At 70.6% G+C, this 17,002-nt stretch carries 18 protein-coding genes; 8 read left to right on the top strand and 10 right to left on the bottom strand.

Features of this window, described 5'->3' with window-relative positions; all coding sequences use genetic code 11:
* Positions 1-67: 67 nt before the first annotated feature.
* From TFC3_RS18705 to hpt, 3 genes are all read right to left on the bottom strand, one after another.
* Entirely contained in the window at positions 68-589 is a 522-nt protein-coding gene (locus TFC3_RS18705) for a pyridoxamine 5'-phosphate oxidase family protein (protein WP_067501457.1), read from the bottom strand.
* A gap of 50 nt (positions 590-639) precedes the next feature.
* Positions 640-936, bottom strand: a complete 297-nt coding sequence (locus TFC3_RS18700) for an HAD hydrolase-like protein (protein ID WP_067501453.1) — start codon at positions 934-936, stop codon at positions 640-642.
* A 99-nt stretch (positions 937-1,035) separates the two neighbouring features.
* Positions 1,036-1,584: a hypoxanthine phosphoribosyltransferase gene (gene hpt, locus TFC3_RS18695; RefSeq protein WP_067501450.1), complete on the bottom strand. Its 549-nt coding sequence runs from the start codon at positions 1,582-1,584 to the stop codon at positions 1,036-1,038.
* Positions 1,585-1,749: 165 nt separating this feature from the next.
* Here hpt and TFC3_RS18690 point away from each other — a divergent pair, with 165 nt between their 5' ends.
* The 5 genes from TFC3_RS18690 (at position 1,750) to TFC3_RS18670 (ending at position 5,327) form a co-directional block, all read left to right on the top strand.
* Positions 1,750-2,634 carry a hypothetical protein gene (locus tag TFC3_RS18690; protein ID WP_067501447.1) on the top strand — a complete coding sequence of 295 codons (885 nt, stop codon included), beginning with the start codon at positions 1,750-1,752 and terminating at the stop codon, positions 2,632-2,634.
* Between the two features lie 105 nt (positions 2,635-2,739).
* Positions 2,740-3,747 (top strand): CDP-alcohol phosphatidyltransferase family protein, encoded by a 1,008-nt coding sequence (locus TFC3_RS18685; protein ID WP_067501444.1) that lies wholly within the window; start codon positions 2,740-2,742, stop codon positions 3,745-3,747.
* A gap of 109 nt (positions 3,748-3,856) precedes the next feature.
* The gene (locus TFC3_RS18680; RefSeq protein ID WP_067507028.1) at positions 3,857-4,402 is read left to right on the top strand and encodes a hypothetical protein; all 546 of its coding nucleotides are present in this window, start codon (positions 3,857-3,859) and stop codon (positions 4,400-4,402) included.
* Positions 4,403-4,533: 131 nt separating this feature from the next.
* A complete protein-coding gene (locus TFC3_RS18675; RefSeq protein WP_067501441.1) occupies positions 4,534-4,878 on the top strand; it encodes a helix-turn-helix transcriptional regulator in 345 nt (114 codons plus the stop codon).
* Positions 4,875-5,327 (top strand): SRPBCC domain-containing protein, encoded by a 453-nt coding sequence (locus TFC3_RS18670; RefSeq protein ID WP_067501438.1) that lies wholly within the window; start codon positions 4,875-4,877, stop codon positions 5,325-5,327. Before TFC3_RS18675 ends, TFC3_RS18670 begins: the two co-directional genes overlap by 4 nt.
* A 10-nt stretch (positions 5,328-5,337) precedes the next feature.
* Here the strand turns inward: TFC3_RS18670 and TFC3_RS18665 are convergent, their stop codons facing one another.
* Together TFC3_RS18665 and TFC3_RS18660 are read right to left on the bottom strand one after the other, a co-directional pair.
* Positions 5,338-6,066 carry a YqjF family protein gene (locus TFC3_RS18665; RefSeq protein WP_067501435.1) on the bottom strand — a complete coding sequence of 243 codons (729 nt, stop codon included), beginning with the start codon at positions 6,064-6,066 and terminating at the stop codon, positions 5,338-5,340.
* A gap of 5 nt (positions 6,067-6,071) precedes the next feature.
* Positions 6,072-7,043 (bottom strand): aldo/keto reductase, encoded by a 972-nt coding sequence (locus TFC3_RS18660; RefSeq protein WP_067501432.1) that lies wholly within the window; start codon positions 7,041-7,043, stop codon positions 6,072-6,074.
* A 134-nt stretch (positions 7,044-7,177) separates the two neighbouring features.
* Between TFC3_RS18660 and TFC3_RS18655 the strand changes: the two genes are divergently transcribed.
* Positions 7,178-7,918, top strand: coding sequence for a neutral zinc metallopeptidase (locus TFC3_RS18655; protein ID WP_067501429.1), 741 nt, complete (start codon positions 7,178-7,180; stop codon positions 7,916-7,918).
* A gap of 109 nt (positions 7,919-8,027) precedes the next feature.
* Positions 8,028-8,690, top strand: coding sequence for an HAD family phosphatase (locus TFC3_RS18650; RefSeq protein ID WP_082772153.1), 663 nt, complete (start codon positions 8,028-8,030; stop codon positions 8,688-8,690).
* Between the two features lie 9 nt (positions 8,691-8,699).
* Here TFC3_RS18650 and TFC3_RS18645 read toward each other — a convergent pair whose 3' ends face one another.
* The 5 genes from TFC3_RS18645 to TFC3_RS18625 all read right to left on the bottom strand — a co-directional run bounded on the left by TFC3_RS18645 (position 8,700) and on the right by TFC3_RS18625 (position 15,752).
* Positions 8,700-11,246, bottom strand: coding sequence for an ABC transporter permease (locus tag TFC3_RS18645; protein ID WP_067507020.1), 2,547 nt, complete (start codon positions 11,244-11,246; stop codon positions 8,700-8,702).
* Positions 11,246-12,055: an ABC transporter ATP-binding protein gene (locus tag TFC3_RS18640; RefSeq protein WP_067501426.1), complete on the bottom strand. Its 810-nt coding sequence runs from the start codon at positions 12,053-12,055 to the stop codon at positions 11,246-11,248. Before TFC3_RS18640 ends, TFC3_RS18645 begins: the two co-directional genes overlap by 1 nt.
* A gap of 160 nt (positions 12,056-12,215) precedes the next feature.
* A complete protein-coding gene (locus TFC3_RS18635) occupies positions 12,216-12,893 on the bottom strand; it encodes a response regulator transcription factor (protein ID WP_067501423.1) in 678 nt (225 codons plus the stop codon).
* A gap of 78 nt (positions 12,894-12,971) precedes the next feature.
* On the bottom strand, positions 12,972-14,585 hold the full coding sequence (locus TFC3_RS18630) for a methyl-accepting chemotaxis protein (protein WP_082772486.1): 1,614 nt from the start codon (positions 14,583-14,585) through the stop codon (positions 12,972-12,974).
* A gap of 168 nt (positions 14,586-14,753) precedes the next feature.
* Positions 14,754-15,752, bottom strand: coding sequence for a PD-(D/E)XK nuclease family protein (locus TFC3_RS18625; RefSeq protein ID WP_082772152.1), 999 nt, complete (start codon positions 15,750-15,752; stop codon positions 14,754-14,756).
* A 159-nt stretch (positions 15,753-15,911) separates the two neighbouring features.
* Between TFC3_RS18625 and TFC3_RS18620 the strand changes: the two genes are divergently transcribed.
* Positions 15,912-16,982 carry a site-2 protease family protein gene (locus TFC3_RS18620; RefSeq protein WP_236718416.1) on the top strand — a complete coding sequence of 357 codons (1,071 nt, stop codon included), beginning with the start codon at positions 15,912-15,914 and terminating at the stop codon, positions 16,980-16,982.
* Positions 16,983-17,002 lie beyond the last annotated feature (20 nt).

The following is a 17,002-nucleotide window of genomic DNA, read 5'->3' as shown; positions in this document are numbered from 1 at the left end:
CAAGAGCCTACGTGCCGCCGCCGCATCCCACCCGGTGGCCGCGCCGTGACGAGGCCCTCGCCCCCGCCTACCCGCCGGTAGAGCGCCGCCAGAACTGCCGTGGTGCGTAGCCGTCGCGACGCAGCCAGTGCTCGGTGTACACGACCCGGTCGGCCGGGATCACCACGAGCGGGCCGAGCGGCGGGTCAGCCAGATCCTTGGAGCGCTCGACGTGATTGGACTGCCAGCGTACGGCGGGCCAATAATGCTCGAACGCGGCATCCTCGGGCGACAAGACCCGGGCGTGTCCGAACAGCTGAGCGCCGCGGCTGCTTGCCTGGCCCACCAGCGGGGCGAAGACACCCACCGAGACGCGCGGGTCGGCGGCGATGTTGCGCAGCTTGGGGGTGCCGGGCGCGGCGGTGAACATCAGGTCGAAGCCCAGGTGGAAGTAGCGCACCGGGGTGGCCAGCGCCCCGGCCGTCCCGGTGGTCGCGAGCACGCACATGTTCTGGCTGGACAGCAGGTTGAGGATGCGTTCCTCGAGACGCTCGCGGGGCAGTCGTTCGCTCGGGGAGGCTCCGGCGAGCCAGGGGTTCGTCACGGGCATAGGCGATCCTCCCATCCCCGCCCAGCGCCGGCTCCGAGCAGGATCACCGTTCAGCGCCGGCTGCGGGCAGGATCACTGTCGAGCACCAGATCGAGCAGGACGGTGATGTCGCCGATGACTTCTCGGGGCCGGAATTGATCGGGGCTGTCGCGCACGCCGGCCACCCGCGGGTGCCCGGCGTTGGTGATCAGAACCGGTCGCGTGCCGGCGCGGTCTGCTTCCCAGAGCTCGCGGCTTCCGCCGTCGCCGACATACCAGCAGTCCTTTTCCGGTACGCCCAGCCGCCCCACGACCGCCGCGTACATCTCGATGTCGGGTTTGCGCCGGCCCTCCTGCCAGGAGAACACCGGCGCCCAGCGCGGTGGCGGTGAACGAGGCGCGCCGGCCGGACTCGGCGGACGGGTCGGTCAGGGTGCCGAAGAAGTCGAAGACCACCGCCCTGCTTCTCATCGGACCGCGTGCGGGGCCAGGACAGCGGCGCAGCGCAGGTTGCGGTATTTGCCGCGGTAGTCCAGGCCGTAACCCACGATCAGGCCGGCGGGCACCGGGAAGCCGACGTACGCGGGCAGGTCGAACGCCGGGCCGTCGGGTTTTCGCAGCAGCGCGCACACCGCTATCGACGCCGGCCTTCGGTTCTGCAGGTTGTTGATCAGCCACGACATGGTCAGGCCGGTGTCGATCACCGTCTCCACGATGATGACGTCGCGGCCCTCGATGTCCAGGTCCAGGTCCTTGAGCAGCCGTACCGAGCCCGAGCTGCGTTTGCTCGTGGTGTACGAGCGCATGGCCATCCAGCCGATCTCAACCGGACTGGTCAGGGCCCGGGCCAGGTCGACGGTGAAGGTGGCGGCACCCCCGAGCACCCCGACGAGCACCAGGTCACGGCCCGCGTAGCCGGCGTCGATCTCGCGCGCCAGCTCGCCGACCCGTTCGCGGATCTGCTTCTCCTCCAGCAGTACCGAGTCGAGATCGTCCGCAACGTGTCCGGCGTCCATTCCGGCCCCCTCCCGCGTTGGGCGCCATCTTGTCACGAGACGCGGGGGCGCCGGCGGGCCGTGTCGCCCGTTGGTGGCGGTGCGCTGTGGTCGTACCGGCGCAATGTTCTGCCTGGTCTGTGCCTCTGCCGGACATGGTGGCCGGGGGCGGCGCAGACTGCGGGGATGGGCCGGACCCGCGTCATCGTCGCTTATGTGGCAGTGGTCACCCTGCTTGCCACCGCAGGCTGGCTCCCTGTCGGCTTTCTGCACCGGCCGGCGGTCGAGACGAGTGGCTTGATCATCGCGTTCGTGGCTACGCTGCCCACGTCGGTTCTCGCTCTGATCCCGGTGGCGTTCGGGCTGCCGGTGCCGGTTGTGGCTTGCCTGACGGCCATCGCCAACGTGCTCACGGTGCACGGGCTGCGCCGGGTCGGGCCGGGACGTCTGGACGGGCTGCTGCAGCAGCGGCTCGCTGAGGCGCTGACGGCTACGCAGGTGCCGGTGACGCCCATGGCGCGCGGGCGGCGTACGGGTCGCACCGAGGCGGGGCGGCGCTTCCGGGAGCGCAGTCTGCTGCTGCGCGACGTACCGATGGCGTTCCGGGATCTTGCCGGGCTCTACCGCACGTCCTGGCAGCAGGCGGGTCTGCGGTTGCAGGAGCGTGAGCAGCCCCCGGCGCTGCGCGCATCAGATGCCGAGGGGTACGTGCTGCAACTCGAAGCCGCGTCCGGCTACTTCGGCGACGTCGTCCTGCAGGTGTCCTCGCCGCCCCGGCGCTACCCCGGTGTGCCCGGCGGGCTGGCGGTGAGCGTGATTCCGGCATTGCTGCTGGCCGGCGGGGTGCTCGCGCTCCCGCTGCGGCCGGGTTCGGCGACCTGGGCCGTGGTTGGGGCGCAGGTGCTGCTGGTGGCGCTGGAAGCTACCGGGGGGATCGCCCTGCTCGGCGGGGTCGTGTACGTGCTCTGGCCGCTGACCCGGGCGCTGGGGATCGGCCTGCTCGGCGGGGCCGCGACCACCGGCGTCCTCCTCCTGTTCATGATCAATCACGCCGGTGTGTCGTACCTGTAGGCTTCTGTCCCGTTTCTTGCCACGGCATCTATGATCCGAGACGGATTCCGGTAAGGTCCGCGAATCCCGCTGTTCACGCATTCATCACCTGGTGGAGTTGTCGGCATGGCTCAACGGTTCACCCTCGGCGAGATCCGCACTCGCACATACAAGGATCGCGATGCCTGGTGGACCGTCTGGCTGGTCGATCCGCTCGCGTCGCGCCTGGTCCGCCTGGTTGCCCCGGCCAGCTGGATCACCCCCAACGGCCTGACTATGGGCGCCTTCCTGCTGGGCATCGCGTCCGCGGCCTGCTTCGCGCAGGGTGACTACGTGTGGCTGGCGGTCGGCGCGCTGATCTTCCACCTGAGCTTCGTGCTCGACTGCATGGACGGCAAGATCGCCCGGCTCAAGGGCACCGGCTCGGTCTTCGGCGCCTGGCTCGACTACGTCTTCGACCGCCTGCGCGTGCTGATCTGCGCGATCGCCCTGATGGGCGGCCAATACGCCAAGACCGGCAACATCCACTACCTGTGGCTGGCCGGGGTCATCATCTTCCTCGACATGTTCCGCTACCTGAACGCCCTGCAGATGGGCAAGGTCAAGAACGACATGCGCCGCCGCCTCGAGGCCGCGCAGGGCGAAGGTGCCGCCGCCCCGCTGTTCGTCGAGGAGGCCGACGCCGAACACCCGCTCGGCGCCGGAGTGGCCGCCACCGCCGTGGACAGCCGCGGCGAGGAACGCCCGGTCGTGGACGTCTATGGCGACTTCCGCAGCAAGTTCGGCGCGTTCGTCAAGGTCCGCAACATGCTGGTCCGCCAGCGCATCCGGGCCCACCTGTTCAGCGGCATCGAGTTCCAGATGTTCGTCTTCATTCTCGGCCCGCTGACCAACCAGATCGCGCTGTTCACGATCCTGTCGGCGGTCCTGCTGACGGCGTTCGAGCTGCTGCTGATCTACAAGCTGTACACGGCGACGCGCAGCTACACCCGCAAGCTGGCCGAAATCGGCGTGACCAGCGAGGCCCAGGCCGAGGCTGTCGCCGCGGCGGCCGGGGTCGAGGAGGTCGAGCAGGTCGTGGACGGCGAACAGCTTGACGGGGTTGCACGACCAGCAGCGGCCGCGCACAACTGACCGGCTGCGGCCGTGCAACTGACCGGCGCGCGGCCGCCCGCCTGAGAGGTTCCTGCACGGTTTGCCGAAGCGCCCGGATCCGTTCGGACAATTCGGGCACAATGGCACCGTGCAGGATCATCCGCTCGAGGTCGGCGAGGACGCCACCACGTTCTTCCAGCCGCGTGCCGAGGTCTTCGTGACCATGCTGTGGACGACCGCGCTGGTCTGGCTGTTCTGCCGGGGTGTGTACGTGCTGGTGCAGCTGGCCCTGGGCATCTACCCGAACGTCGAGGACATCGCGTCGATTGCCGAGAGCCTGCTCATCGTCCCGGTAGTCGTTTCCGGCCTGGTCCTGCTGATCGCCTGGAACCGCTTCGGCTGGCTGAAGAGCTCGGTGCTCGGCCTGGAGTTCGCCGCCACCGGCCGTCGCGGCGTGCACCTGCAGTGGTCGGCCGTCGCCTCGGTCGGCCTGCGGCGTTGGGGGCCGTTTACCGAGCTGGTCATCACCCCGGCCACGATGGACGCCGTCAAGGAGCTGCCCGGACCGGGCCGGCGTCCCCGGATGCTGCGGCGGCCCTCGGGGCCGGCCCTGCTGCTCGACGTGGGGCTGATGTCACCTGGCCCGGAAACCCTGCTCGCCGAACTGCACCGCCGCATCCCCTCACGCGTCTGACGCCGATCACCTGGTGGCCCCGCGCAAAGAGCCCGGCTGAAAGAACCCGGCGCGAAGAGCCTCCTCTTGACCCGGCTGGGAGCGGCTCCTATGTTTAACGGATCCGTTAATTAACGAGGTCGTTAAACACAGTGACCATCGACCGTCTCAGCCTCGTTTTCGCCGCCCTGGCCGACCCCGCCCGCCGGGCCATCCTCGCCCGGCTGGCCGAGGGCGACGCCACGGTGTCCGAGCTGGCCGAGCCGTTCTCGATCAGCCTCCCGGCGATCTCGCGGCATCTGAAGGTCCTCCAGAACGCCGGGCTGATCACCCGCAGCCGGTCCGCGCAGTGGCGGTCGAGCACCCTGCAGGCCGAGCCGCTGCGGGAAGCCACCGCCTGGATGGAGCGCTACCGGCGGTTCTGGGACGACAACTTCATCCGGCTCGACGCGCATCTGCAGCGCATGCAGCAACAAGCTTCCGAGGAGGAGCCATGAGCGAGGACAGCAAGCTCGTCATCACCCGCATCTTCGACGCCCCACGCCCCGTGGTGTTCCAGGCGTTCACCGATCCCGACCAACTGGCCCAGTGGTTCGCGCCGGTCGGCATGTCGGTGCCCCGCGAGACGGTCGACGTCGACAACCGGGTGGGCGGTCACCAGCGTTTCACCATGGTCAACGACAGCGACCCGGAGCACCGGATGCCGGTCAGCGCCGTCTTCACCGAGTTCGTGGAGAACGAGGTGATCGCCGGCGAGGAGGACATCACCGACAATGCGGATGTGCCCGGCGACCGGCTGCTGATGCGCATCGAATTCTTCGACGAAGCGGACGACCGCACCCGCATCGTGCTGACCCAGGGCCCGTTCACGCAGCAGTGGCGCGACGGGGCCAACGAGGGCTGGACCAGCTCGTTCACCAAGCTGGACAAGATTCTGAGCCGGTAGGCAGACGGCGTCAGCGCGCCGCCACGCCGGGGCCGCCGAAGGTGACCGGGACGCCGGGGGAGTACAGCACGCTGACCGGCGGCCCGCTCATCGCCGGCAACCCCGCCGCGCCCAGCAACCCGTCGTCCAGGTTCACCAGCTCGGCGCGGTGCAGCGGCCACTGAGGATGCTCGTTGGGAAGGTGCACCGTGCGGCCCCATGCGCGGGTGTGCAGACCCCAGCGGGCGGTGAGGAAGTGCTCCAGCGGGGACGGGTCGCTCAGCGGCGCTCCCACCCGTACCGCAAAATCCGACGACGGACCGGACGGGCGCCGCCGGCAGGTGTAGCGCAGCAGGTCGCCGTCGCGGGTCAGGCGCATCCGGGACCACTTGTACGGCAGCCGCAGCAGGGCCTGCGCCGTGAGCACCGGCAGCAGCCGTTCGGCGTCCAGTGACAGGAACACCACGGCTCGCCGGCCCTTGGCGTCGACGCTGTAGAGACGCACGTTGGTCTCGCAGAACGTGCCCAGGTAGGGCAGGCCCGGTCCGCTGAGGGGTCCGAGCCCGACCATTCGGAAGCCGATCAGGCCGGCGTAGGTGACACCGTCGAGGGTGTCCGGTCCGGTGCCGCGCGGCAGGAACGGGGCGACCACCTCGGGGTCCACTGCCCAGTGCAGGAATGCCAGGTCGCGCCAGCTCTGCACCAGCCAGGGGCGGCGCACCGGGCGGAGCGTGCGCGGGGTGACCTCCTCGACGGCCACCAGCCTCAGCGCCCGATCGGGGTCATGTCCGCGTAACGCTCGCCCGACGGGGGCTGGATCGCCGACAACCGGGACAGCTGCTCGGGAGAGAGTCGCACCGCGTCGGCCGCCGCGTTCTCCTCGACCCGGCTGACCTGCTTGGTGCCCGGGATCGCGGCGATGTCGCAGCCCTGCGCGAGCACCCAGGCCAGCGCCACCTGGGCCGTGGTCGCGCCAACCTCGGCCGCCACCGCCGTCACCTCGTCCACGATGCGCAGGTTCTTGGTGAAGTTCTCACCCTGGAAACGCGGGTTGTCCTTGCGGAAGTCGTCGTCATCGAAGTCCTCCGGCGAGGTGATCGCGCCGGTCAGGAAGCCGCGGCCCAGCGGCGAATACGGCACGAAGCCGATGCCCAGGGTGCGCAGCAGCGGCAGCACCTCGGCCTCCGGGTCGCGCGTCCACAGTGAATACTCCGACTGCACGGCGGTGACCGGGTGTACGGCGTGCGCACGGCGGATCGTGGCGGGGGCGGCCTCGGACAGCCCGATGTGCCGGATCTTGCCCGCCTGCACCAGGTCGGCCAGCGCGCCCACGGTGTCCTCGATGGGCACGCCGGGATCCATGCGGTGCTGGTAGTAGAGGTCGATGTGCTCGACGCCGAGGCGCCGCAGCGAACCCTCGACCGCCACCGCCAGGTTGTCCGGGTGCCCATCGATGTGGCGGTGCGCGGGGCCGTCACGATGCGTCATCAGCCCGAACTTGGAGGCGATCACCACATCGTCGCGCCGCCCGCTGAGCGCGCGGCCGAGCAGCTCCTCGTTGGTGAACGGGCCGTAGACCTCGGCGGTGTCGAAGAACGTGACCCCCAGTTCGAGGGCGCGCTCAATCGTGCGTACCGATTGCGCGTCGTTGCCCTTGCCGGTGTAGAACGCCGACATTCCCATGCAGCCCAGCCCGATGCGCGAGACGTCGAGACCAGCCAGTGAGACCTGTTCCATGGGGGAAACGTACGCCCGCCGGACGCGACTCGCCCACCGCTTCGGCGTGTGCCGGGCCACACACCTTCAACCGGGGGTGTGCGGCCATCCGTATCGTGGAGGGAACCCGGTCACGCCAGCCCTGGAGGACCCGCATGCCGGTGCCGCACCGCAACCGTCTCGTCATCCCGGCTCTGCTCGGTGCGGCGCTGATCGCCCTCGGCTGCGTCGCCGCGCCCCAGCAGGGCCCGGCCGGTCAGCCGGCCCGCCCGCAGCAGCAGACGCGCACCTCACCGGCGCCGCTGGATCCCGACGTCGACGGCACGGACACCGTCGCGGAGTTCCAGTCCGACGTCGGGGACGCCCGCTCGATCGCCGAGGAGTACTGGAAAACCGAGTTCGACCGCTCGGGCCTGGATTTCCAGCCCATCGCCGAGCTGATCCCCTACGACGAGGACGGCGAGGTCGACTGCGGCGGGCAGGGGCTGGGCCTGAACAACGCGGCCTACTGCTCGGCCGGGGATTTCATCGCCTACGACGCGCAGTGGGCGTTCGGCGCGTTCCGGCAGATCGGCGACGCGTTCATCTTCTATCTGCTGGGCCACGAATACGCGCATGCCATCCAACGCCGGCTCAACCTGCAGGCCCAGTTCACCATCGAGCAGGAGCTGCAGGCCGACTGCATGGCCGGGGCGTACATCGGTGACATGGAGAAGGCCGGCCGGCTGCGCCTGGAGGACGGGGATCTGCAGGAGCTGGCCGCGGGTCTGGAAGCGGTGGGCGACGACCCCGGTCAGCCCTGGTTCGCCGAGGGCGCGCACGGCACCGCCAAGCAGCGCACGCGGGCGTTCAGTAACGGCTACAGCGACTCCCTCAAGCCCTGCAACCTGTCGTAAGGCCGGTCACATCAGGCCGTTCTGACCGGCCCGGCCTGGGACAATGCAGGAGGAGATTATCCGGTACGTCCGCAGGAGGGTCGCCCTGAGCGCACGACAACCGGCCGCGGTGCTCTTCGACATGGACGGCACCCTGGTCGACAGCGAGAAGGTCTGGGACATCGCCCTGGGCGAGCTGGCCCGCCACGCCGGTGGGCGGCTGTCCGAGCACGCCCGCATCGCCATGATCGGCGGCAGCATGGCCACCTCGATGCGCATCCTGCGCGAGGATCTCGGCCAGCCCGACCGCGACGAGGCCGCCGACGTGAGCTGGCTCGAACACCGCGTCGAGGAACTATTCGCCGGGGGCCTGGTGTGGCGGCCCGGGGCGATGGAGCTGCTGCACGCCGTCCGCGCCGCGGGCCTGCCCACCGCGCTGGTGACTTCCACCGGCCGGCGCCTGGTCGAGGTGGCTCTCAAGACGCTGGGCCGGGAGAATTTCGACGTGATTGTCTGCGGTGACGAGGTGTCGGCGCCCAAGCCCGACCCGGCGCCGTACCGCACGGCGGCCGAGCTGCTCGGCGTGCCGATCGCCGGCTGCGTGGCGATCGAGGATTCCCCGACCGGCATGGCCAGCGCCGCCGCCTCGGGGGCCGCGGTACTGGCCGTGCCGGCCGAGCTGGAGCTGCCGCCCACCGACGGGGTGCACATCCGCACCACCCTCGTCGGCGTCGACCCCGCCTACCTCGGCAAACTGCTCAGCGAAGAGGTCATCGCCACCGCCCAGGACTGAGCGTGAGCCTCAATCATGGGCGATGGCGCCCAGCACGTTGAGGCGGGCGGCCCGGATCGCCGGCACCACCGCGGCGATCACCCCGACCAGCGCGGCCAGCACCAGGTAGGTCCCCATCCGGCCCCACGGCAGCACCAGCTCGGTGATGCCGTCGCTCTTGAGCGCCCGGGTGACCGCCGAGCCCAGCCCGGCCCCGACGCTGACGCCCAGCAGCGCACCGAACACCGAGATGACCACCGCTTCCACTGTCACCATGCGCATGGTCTGGGCCCGGCTCAGCCCCACCGCGCGCAGCAGCCCGAGCTCGCGGGTGCGTTCCAGCACCGACAGCGCCAGGGTGTTGACCACGCCCAGCACGGCGATGAGGATCGCCAGCGCCAGCAGCACCTGGATCATGGTGATGACCGTGTCGAACGTGGCCGCCTGCTGGTCGATGAACCCTCCGGCATCCATGGCCGACACTTCGGGACTGCCGGCCAGCAGCGCCTTGATCTGCGGCAGCACCGCGGACACGGCGACCGCCGGGTCGAGCTGGACGAAGCCCATCATCGGCTGGGTGACGCCGAAGTCCTTGGTGGCCGCCGCGGGCATCAGCAGCCAGCCGGGCACGCTGTCCTCCGGGAACAACGCCGCGACCGTGTAGCGGTGCGGCTCACCGCGGGCGGCCTGGATGCTCACCGTCGAGCCGACGCTCCAGCCCCGCTCGGCGGCGTCCGGGATGCTGACGGCGATCTGGTCCCCGCGCAGCGGTGCGAGCCGGGTGGACCCGAACGCCGCGGACAGCTCGCCCAGGTCGTCGGTGGCGTCGACCCATTGCCGCTTGCCGTCGATGAGCACCTGGCCGCTCCACAGGCCGGCAGCCGCCCGTACCCCCGGGACGTTTCTCACCGACGCCACCACGGCCGGGTCGTAGCTCGGCGCGCGCGGGCCGTTCTGGTCGCCGCTGATGATGATCTGGGCGTGCAGCACCCGCCCGACCTCGGCGGTGAGGCTGCTCTTGGCCGAGTCCATGACCACGGTGACCCCGGTGACCAGGGCGATCCCCACCATCAGGGCGGCCGCGGTGATGGCCGTGCGGCGCGGGTTGCGCCCGGAGTTGAGCCGGCCCAGCCGCCCCGGCACCGACCAGGAGAACAACCGGCCCAGCAGGGCCACGACCGGACGGCTGAGCAGCGGGGTCAGCAGCGCCACGCCGACGAAGGTGACCAGCACACCGCCGAGAATGAGCCACAGTGTGGCGTCGCCGGCGTCGCCGGCGTCGCGGAACAGCCCGACGCCCAGCGCTGCGGCCCCGGCGGCGGTGACCGCCCCACCGGCCACGCTGATCGCGGTCAGCGGACGGTCCGGGATCGCGACGTCCTGCATCGCGGCGATCGGCGGGATGCGCGAGGCCCGCAGCGCCGGCAGCACGGCGGCGACCACAGTGACCACGATGCCCACCACAAACGAGCTGATCACGGCCGCGGGGGGCACACCCACCCCGGCCAGTTGCAGGCCCCCGGCGAACTTGCTGAACAGGGTGGCCAGCAGCCCACCCACGCCCACCCCGGCGGCCAGGCCGAGCACCGAGGCCAGCAGGCCGATCACGATGGCCTCGACCAGCACCGAGGTGATCACCTGGCGGCGGTTGGCGCCGAGCGCGCGCATCAGGGCCAGCTCGCGGGTGCGCTGCGCCACGATGATCGAGAACGTGTTGAGGATCAGGAAGATACCCACGAACAGCGCGACCCCGGCGAAGCCGAGCAGGATCTGGTTGAAGAAGCTCAGGCCCTGCTGCAGGTCCGCGGCGTTGTCGTCGGCGAGCTGCTGGCCGGTCTTGACCTCATAGTCCGCACCGAGCGCGGTGGCGATCCGGTCGCGCACCTGCTCAGGGGACACACCATCGGAGGCGGAAACCCGCACAGAGCTGAACACGCCGGTACGGCCAAGCATCAGTTTCTGCGCGACAGCCTCGGTGAACGCCACTTCCTGCGTGCCGCCCAGGCTGTCCCGCGAACCGCTGTAGCCCCACACCCCGACGAGGGTGAACTCCTTCTTGGGCTCCAACGTGAGCACGCCCACCCGGTCGCCCACCGTGAGCCCGGCGGCCTTGGCCACCGCGGCGTTGACGGCGATCTCGTCGGGTGCCGCCGGCCCCCGGCCCTGGCGCAGCTGGACCAATTCGTCCTCACCGGTCCACGCGACGCCCATCCGCGGTGGCCCGACGGAGCTGAGCACCTTGCCGTCGCTGCCGATGACCCGGGCGCCGTCGGCTCCGGCGAGCCCCTCGGCTGACCGTACCCCCGGAACGCTCTTGATCATATCGACCACGGCCGCCGGCAGCGGCGTGGCCACCTGCTCACCCTCCATCTCGGAGACCGCGACCTTGGGCTTGGCGCTGACCCCGACGTCGGTTGTCGAGTAGGCGTCGGCGAACACTCTGTCGAAGGAGCGGCTCAGCGTGTCGGTGACCACGAACGCGCCGGCGACGAACATGACCCCCAGCACCACGGCCAAGCCGGACAGGATCAGCCGCAGTTTGCGGCCCAGGAGACTTTTCAGTGTGGCGCGCAGCATCACAGGGCCGCCTTCAGTCCGATGAAGGGCGGCGGGGTGGTTGGCGAGGGCACCGGGGCAGTGAGCGTGTCGAGGCGCTTCATCGTGTCCAGGACGGACTCGGGGGTGGGGCCGGTGAGCTCGTCGACGATCTCGCCGTCGGCCAGGAACACCACCCGGTCGGCGTAGCCGGCCGCCACCGGGTCGTGGGTGACCATCACGATGGTCTGGTTGTGTTCGCGCACGCTGGCCCGCAGGAACGACAGCACCTCGGCACCCGAGCGCGAGTCCAGGTTGCCGGTCGGCTCGTCGGCGAAGATCACGTCGGGACGCCCGATCAGCGCGCGGGCGCAGGCCACCCGCTGCTGCTGGCCGCCGGAGAGCTGGCTGGGCCGGTGCGACAGCCGGTCGCGCAGCCCGACGGTGTCGATGACGATGTCCCACCACTGCGGATCGGGTTTGCGTCCGGCGATGTCCAGCGGCAGCCGGATGTTCTCGGCCGCGCTCAGCGTGGGCAGCAGGTTGAACTGCTGGAAGATGAAGCCGACCCGGTCGCGGCGCAGCCGGGTGAGCGCCTTGTCGCCCAGCCCGCTGACCTCGGTGCCGCCGACGTGCACGGTGCCCCGGTCCACCCGGTCGAGCCCGGCCAGGCAGTGCATGAGCGTGGACTTGCCGCTGCCTGACGGGCCCATGATGGCGGTGAAGCAGCCCTGCAGGAAGGTGGCGCTGACCCCGCGTAACGCGACGACTTTCGCCTCGCCCGAGCCGTAGACCTTCCACACCTCGTCGGCGCGCGCCGCGATCGGTTCGCCGGCCTTCGTCGCTGTCACGTCTGATCCCCCTCGTGGTACCGCCGGCGCTCTGCCTGGCTGGCCGCCTCAGTCTTGCGGGGGGATAAGGGCCCGACGTCCGTCTGCGGGCGGAGGAGAGCGCGGAGATTTGCCTGGGGGACGCCACCTACGAGGGGTCAGGGTTTTCCCGGAGAGGCGGTCATTTGCCGGGCAGCACAAGCCCTTTCTCGTACGCGAAAACGACCGCCTGCACCCGATCGCGCAACCGCAGCTTGGTCAGCACGTGCCCGACGTGGGTTTTGACCGTGGTCTCGCTGACGGTCAGGGCAGCGGCGATCTCGGCATTGGAATGTCCACGAGCGACATGGGCGAGCACCTCGCGCTCCCGGTCGGTCAGCGACTCCAGTACCGGCGCCACGGGCGTGGCCCCGGCGGCGGGCAACAGTTCGGCCACCCGCGCCAGCAGCCGCCCCAGGATCAGCGGGGCCAGCACCGCACCGCCGCCCGCCACGGTGCGCACCGCGGCCACCAGATCACCGGGCGCCGCATCCTTGCCGAGAAAACCCGCCGCTCCGGCCGCCACGGCCCCGAGCACCTGCTCGTCGGTGTCCTGAGCGCTCATGATCAGCACCCGCACCGGCAACCGGGCCGACACGAGGGCCCGGGTCACCGCCAAGCCGTCCATCTTGGGCAGCCGCAGCCCGGTGAGCAGCACATCGGGCAGCAGGCGCCGGGCCAGGTCGACGGCCTCGGCGCCGTCCCCGGCCTCCCCGGCCACGCTCAGCTCCCCGGCGCCCTCCAGCGCCCGGCGCAGCCCTGAGCGCAGCATCGGCTGGTCATGGGCCAGCAGCACCCGTACGGTCCGGACCCCGTCCATGGCACAGACCCTAGGCGATCAGCGAACGCGACGGTGCCGCGCCCGCGCCCCGCGCCGGCGCCACGAACGGGTGAACCTTCAGACGCGGAACTTGGCGACCAGGGTCTGCAGATCCTCGGCCAGCCGCGACAGTTCCCCGGCGGTGCGCTGCGACTCGGCCACTCCGGCGTTGGTGTTCTGCGCGGCCTCCGACACCCCGGCAATGGTCTGAGCGATGTTGGTCGATCCGCCGGCCGCTTCGGACACGCTGCGGCCGATCTCGCTGGTGGTGGCGGTTTGTTCTTCGACGGCGGAGGCGATGGTGTCGGAGTAGGCGTTGATGCGTTCGATGACCTCGGCGATCTGGCCGATGGCGTCGACGGCGGCGGTGGTGTCGGTTTGGATGGCCTGGATGCGGCTGGAGATTTCTTCGGTGGCCTTGGCGGTTTCCTGGGCGAGGTCTTTGACTTCGGAGGCGACTACGGCGAAGCCTTTGCCGGCTTCGCCGGCGCGGGCGGCTTCGATGGTGGCGTTGAGGGCGAGCAGGTTGGTTTGTTCGGCGATGGAGGTGATGACTTTGACGATGTTGCCGACTTCGGCGGAGGAGACGCCGAGTTTGGCGACGGTGTTGTTGGCGGATTGGGCGACTTCGACGGCGCCGCGGGCGACTCCGGCGGCGTCGGCGGCGCTGGTGGCGATCTCGCGGATGGAGGCGGTCATCTGCTCGCTGGCCGCGGCGACCGTCTCCACGTTCGCCGAGACATCCTGCGCGGCGGTGCGCACCGTGTCGGCCCGCGACGTGGTCTGCTCGGAGTTGACCGCGATCTGCGCGCTGACCCCGGTCATCTGCTGCGCCGAGCCGGCCAGCGTACGGCTGCTGCCACCGATCTGGGCGATGGTCTCGCGCAGGGTGCGGCTGGCCCGGTCGAGCTGCGCGCCCATGGTGCCGATCTCATCGCTGCTGTTCAGCCCGGCGTCGCGGGTCAGGTCACCGCCGGCGATGGCCTCGACGACACCCGACAGTGCCCGGATGCGGCGCACGATCGCGCGGGTGACCAGGATGGCGAACGCGCTTGCGGCGAGCATGCCGGCGGCCAGCACGACGATGGTGATCCACCGCGACATCTGGTAACTCTGGTCGGCCTGCTCGGCGTTGCTCCTCGCCGCGGCGACCTGGGCGGCTTCCATCTTGTCGAGCAGCGCGATGGCCTGCTGCACCGGCGGGGTCAGGCCCTCGTCGCGGATCTTCTCCACCTCTGCGGTGCGCCTCGCGCGGCTGGCCGGAAGAAACTGCTCGTCGCGGATCGTGCGGTAGGTCTTCCAGATCGCCACGAACTGGTCGAGCGAGGCGGTGTCGGCGGCGTTCTTGCGGTACGTCGCCACGTCGCTGTCCAGCGCGGTGTCGTACTGCTTGATCTGCTGCTCGTACTTGGTCATCGTCGCGTCGGCGGTGCTCATGCCGTGGTTGACGACCGCGACGCGCAGGCTGCCGACGTCGGAGGAGATCGAGCCGAGCTGCTCGGCCGGCAGCACACTGCCGGTGTAGATGCCCTGAGCGCTGGCGCTGATCCTGCTCATCTGCACCATGGCGAAGACACCCACTCCGATACCGACCAGCGCCAGGGTCACCACGATCGTCATGACCTTGGTGCTCAGCTTGCGGTCGCCGACCCAGCCCATCAGTCCGGGGGAGCGTGTTGCAGGGGTTGCCATCTCGTACACCTCGTCAGAAACACGCCGTGTACAGGGAACGCCACGGCCTGTATCTCTCATCGGGTGTTGTCCCGAGGACATGAGTCACGGTGTCGGCGGTCTCAGTGCTCCCGGGGCAGCCGCACGGCAGGGCGGCCGGCCTGCTCATGGTGGGCGCCGGGCGGCTGCTCAGGGCTCGAGGCGGCTGGCGGTGATGTCGTCGAGGGGCAGCGTCTGGGCGGGGGCCGGCAGGGCAGCCGGGTAGGGCGGTGGGGTGCCGCCGAACTCGGGGCAGAACTCCTTGTGGTTGCACCAGCCGCACAGCCGGCTGGGTTTGGGGCGGAAGTCGCGGTCCTGCTTGGCCCGCTCGATGGCCGCGGACAGCGCCACCAGGGTGCGCTCGAAGCGTTCCAGTTCCTCCGGCTCCGGGCTGTAGTCCAGGATCTCGGCGTCCTTGAGGTAGAGCAGGCGCAGCACCCGCGGCACCACCCCCCGGGTGCGCCACAGCACCAGCGCATAGAACTTGAGCTGGAACAACGCCCGGCCCTCGAACGCCTCCCGCGGCGCGCCGCCGGTCTTGTAGTCCACCACCCGCAAATCGCCGGCCGGGGACACATCGAGGCGGTCGATGTAGCCGCGGATCAGCAGTTGCTCGTCGATGAGCGTGGAGACCAGGCTCTCGCGTTCGGCCGGCTCCAGGCGCTGCGGGTCCTCGACGGCGAAATAGCCGTCGAGCAGCTCCCCGGCGCCGCTCAGAAAGCCGGCCAGCTCCTCGGCGGGAGCGGGCATGTCCGGCAGGGCGGCCTCGTCGGGCCCGGCGGGGGCGAAAAGCTCGGCCAGGACTGGTTCCTGCTCGACCAGGCGGTGCCACTGCGGTTCGACGAGGGCGGCGGCCGCTTCGGGGGTACGTCCGGAGGCCGGCAGGTCGAACAAGCTCTCCAGCACCGCGTGCACCAGCGTGCCCCGGACCTGATCGCGCGACGGTTTCTCGGGCAGCCGGTCGACAGTGCGGAAGCGGAACAGCAGCGGACAGGTCTTGAAATCCGAGGCGCGTGACGGCGACAACGAGGGCCCGGCCACCCCGGGCAGCGGCGAACCGGCGCTCTCCGGCGGCAGCACGGCGTCCCCCGCTGGGCGCGCAGTGCCTTCGAAAAAGTGCCCGGAGGACGAAACGACATCAACCGTCATGGCGCCCAGGCTAGGGGACAGGTACGACAAGTTTCGCTCTCAGGGTGGGTCCGTAGCATCGGGGTCGTGACGGATGACGCTCAGCAGACGCGGCCCGCGCGGCGCGGCTCCCGGCCGGTGGGCCGGGTGCTGGGCATTCCCGTGTTCACCCACCCGTCCATGATCCTGCTGGCGGTGCTGGTCACGGTCGTCTACGGCGGCTACGCGGAGCACGAGCTGGGCATCGGCGCGCCGTGGTCGTACACCGTGGGCCTGGGTTTTGTGGTCTGCCTGCTCGGCTCTGTCCTGCTGCACGAGCTGGGGCACGCTCTGGTCGCACGCCGCTACCACATCGGTGTGCGGGGAATCACTCTGGAGCTGCTCGGCGGCTGGACGGAGATGGACCGCGACGCGCCCAATCCGCGCGTCGACGCGCTGGTCTCGCTGGCCGGGCCGCTGGTGTCGTTCGTGCTCGGCGCGGCGGCCACGGGCGCGGCGCTGGTGCTGCCGGAACGCACCGTGGCCGGCGAGATCGCGTTCCAGCTGGCCGCGAGCAACATCATCGTGGCGTTGTTCAACGTGCTGCCCGGGTTGCCGCTCGACGGCGGGCGAGCCCTGCGCGCGGGGCTGTGGGCGCTGCTGAAGGATCGCAACCGCGCCACCGAGGGCGCGGCCTGGGCCGGGCGCGGCATCGCCCTGCTGACCGCGCTGGCGGTGATCACGCTCTACCAGCTGCGCATCCTGACGCTGTTCGGCGTGATCTTCCTGCTGTTCGTCACGTTCACGCTGTGGCAGGGCGCCGGGCAGTCGATCCGGCTCGCCCGCATGACCCGGCGGTTCCCGCTGATCGACCTCGCCCGCCTGGCCCGGCCGCTGATCGCCGTGCCGTCGGGCACCTCGCTCGCCGAGGCCCAGCGCCGCGCGCAACAGGCCGGCACCGAGCGGGCCGGGCTGGCCGTGGCCGACTCCAGCGGGCGGGTGATCGCGCTGGTGGACATCAACGCCGCCGCTGCGGTGCCGGACGCGCGCCGGCCCTGGGTGGCGGTCGACGCGGTGGCCCGCGACCTGACCCGGGTGCCCGTGCTGGCCGTCGGGCTGACCGGCGAGCAGGTGGTCAAGGCCGTGCAGGCCCACCCGGGTGCACAGTATGCGGTGACGGCAGGCGAGGATGTCGTCGGCGTGCTGCACGTCGCGGATCTGGCCGAGCTGCTGGAGCCGCGCCGCTTGGCGCGCCGCGCCGCTGCCCGGTGAGCGCCACCGGGAGACCGAGA

The sequence above is a fragment of the Actinoplanes sp. TFC3 genome, assembly GCF_001553785.1.
In the GTDB taxonomy this organism is placed as follows: Bacteria; Actinomycetota; Actinomycetes; order Mycobacteriales; family Micromonosporaceae; genus Actinoplanes.
Note: the sequence above shows the minus strand (reverse complement) of the source record. Positions and strands in the feature narration are given on the sequence as shown.

Coding starts and splice junctions, on each gene's coding strand:
- TFC3_RS18705 (WP_067501457.1), bottom strand. CDS start 589: ATGCCCGTGACGAACCCCTGGCTCGCCGGAGCCTCCCCGAGCGAACGA.
- hpt (WP_067501450.1), bottom strand. CDS start 1,584: ATGGACGCCGGACACGTTGCGGACGATCTCGACTCGGTACTGCTGGAG.
- TFC3_RS18690 (WP_067501447.1), top strand. CDS start 1,750: ATGGGCCGGACCCGCGTCATCGTCGCTTATGTGGCAGTGGTCACCCTG.
- TFC3_RS18685 (WP_067501444.1), top strand. CDS start 2,740: ATGGCTCAACGGTTCACCCTCGGCGAGATCCGCACTCGCACATACAAG.
- TFC3_RS18670 (WP_067501438.1), top strand. CDS start 4,875: ATGAGCGAGGACAGCAAGCTCGTCATCACCCGCATCTTCGACGCCCCA.
- TFC3_RS18660 (WP_067501432.1), bottom strand. CDS start 7,043: ATGGAACAGGTCTCACTGGCTGGTCTCGACGTCTCGCGCATCGGGCTG.
- TFC3_RS18655 (WP_067501429.1), top strand. CDS start 7,178: ATGCCGGTGCCGCACCGCAACCGTCTCGTCATCCCGGCTCTGCTCGGT.
- TFC3_RS18645 (WP_067507020.1), bottom strand. CDS start 11,246: ATGCTGCGCGCCACACTGAAAAGTCTCCTGGGCCGCAAACTGCGGCTG.
- TFC3_RS18635 (WP_067501423.1), bottom strand. CDS start 12,893: ATGGACGGGGTCCGGACCGTACGGGTGCTGCTGGCCCATGACCAGCCG.
- TFC3_RS18630 (WP_082772486.1), bottom strand. CDS start 14,585: ATGGCAACCCCTGCAACACGCTCCCCCGGACTGATGGGCTGGGTCGGC.
- TFC3_RS18625 (WP_082772152.1), bottom strand. CDS start 15,752: ATGACGGTTGATGTCGTTTCGTCCTCCGGGCACTTTTTCGAAGGCACT.
- TFC3_RS18620 (WP_236718416.1), top strand. CDS start 15,912: ATGATCCTGCTGGCGGTGCTGGTCACGGTCGTCTACGGCGGCTACGCG.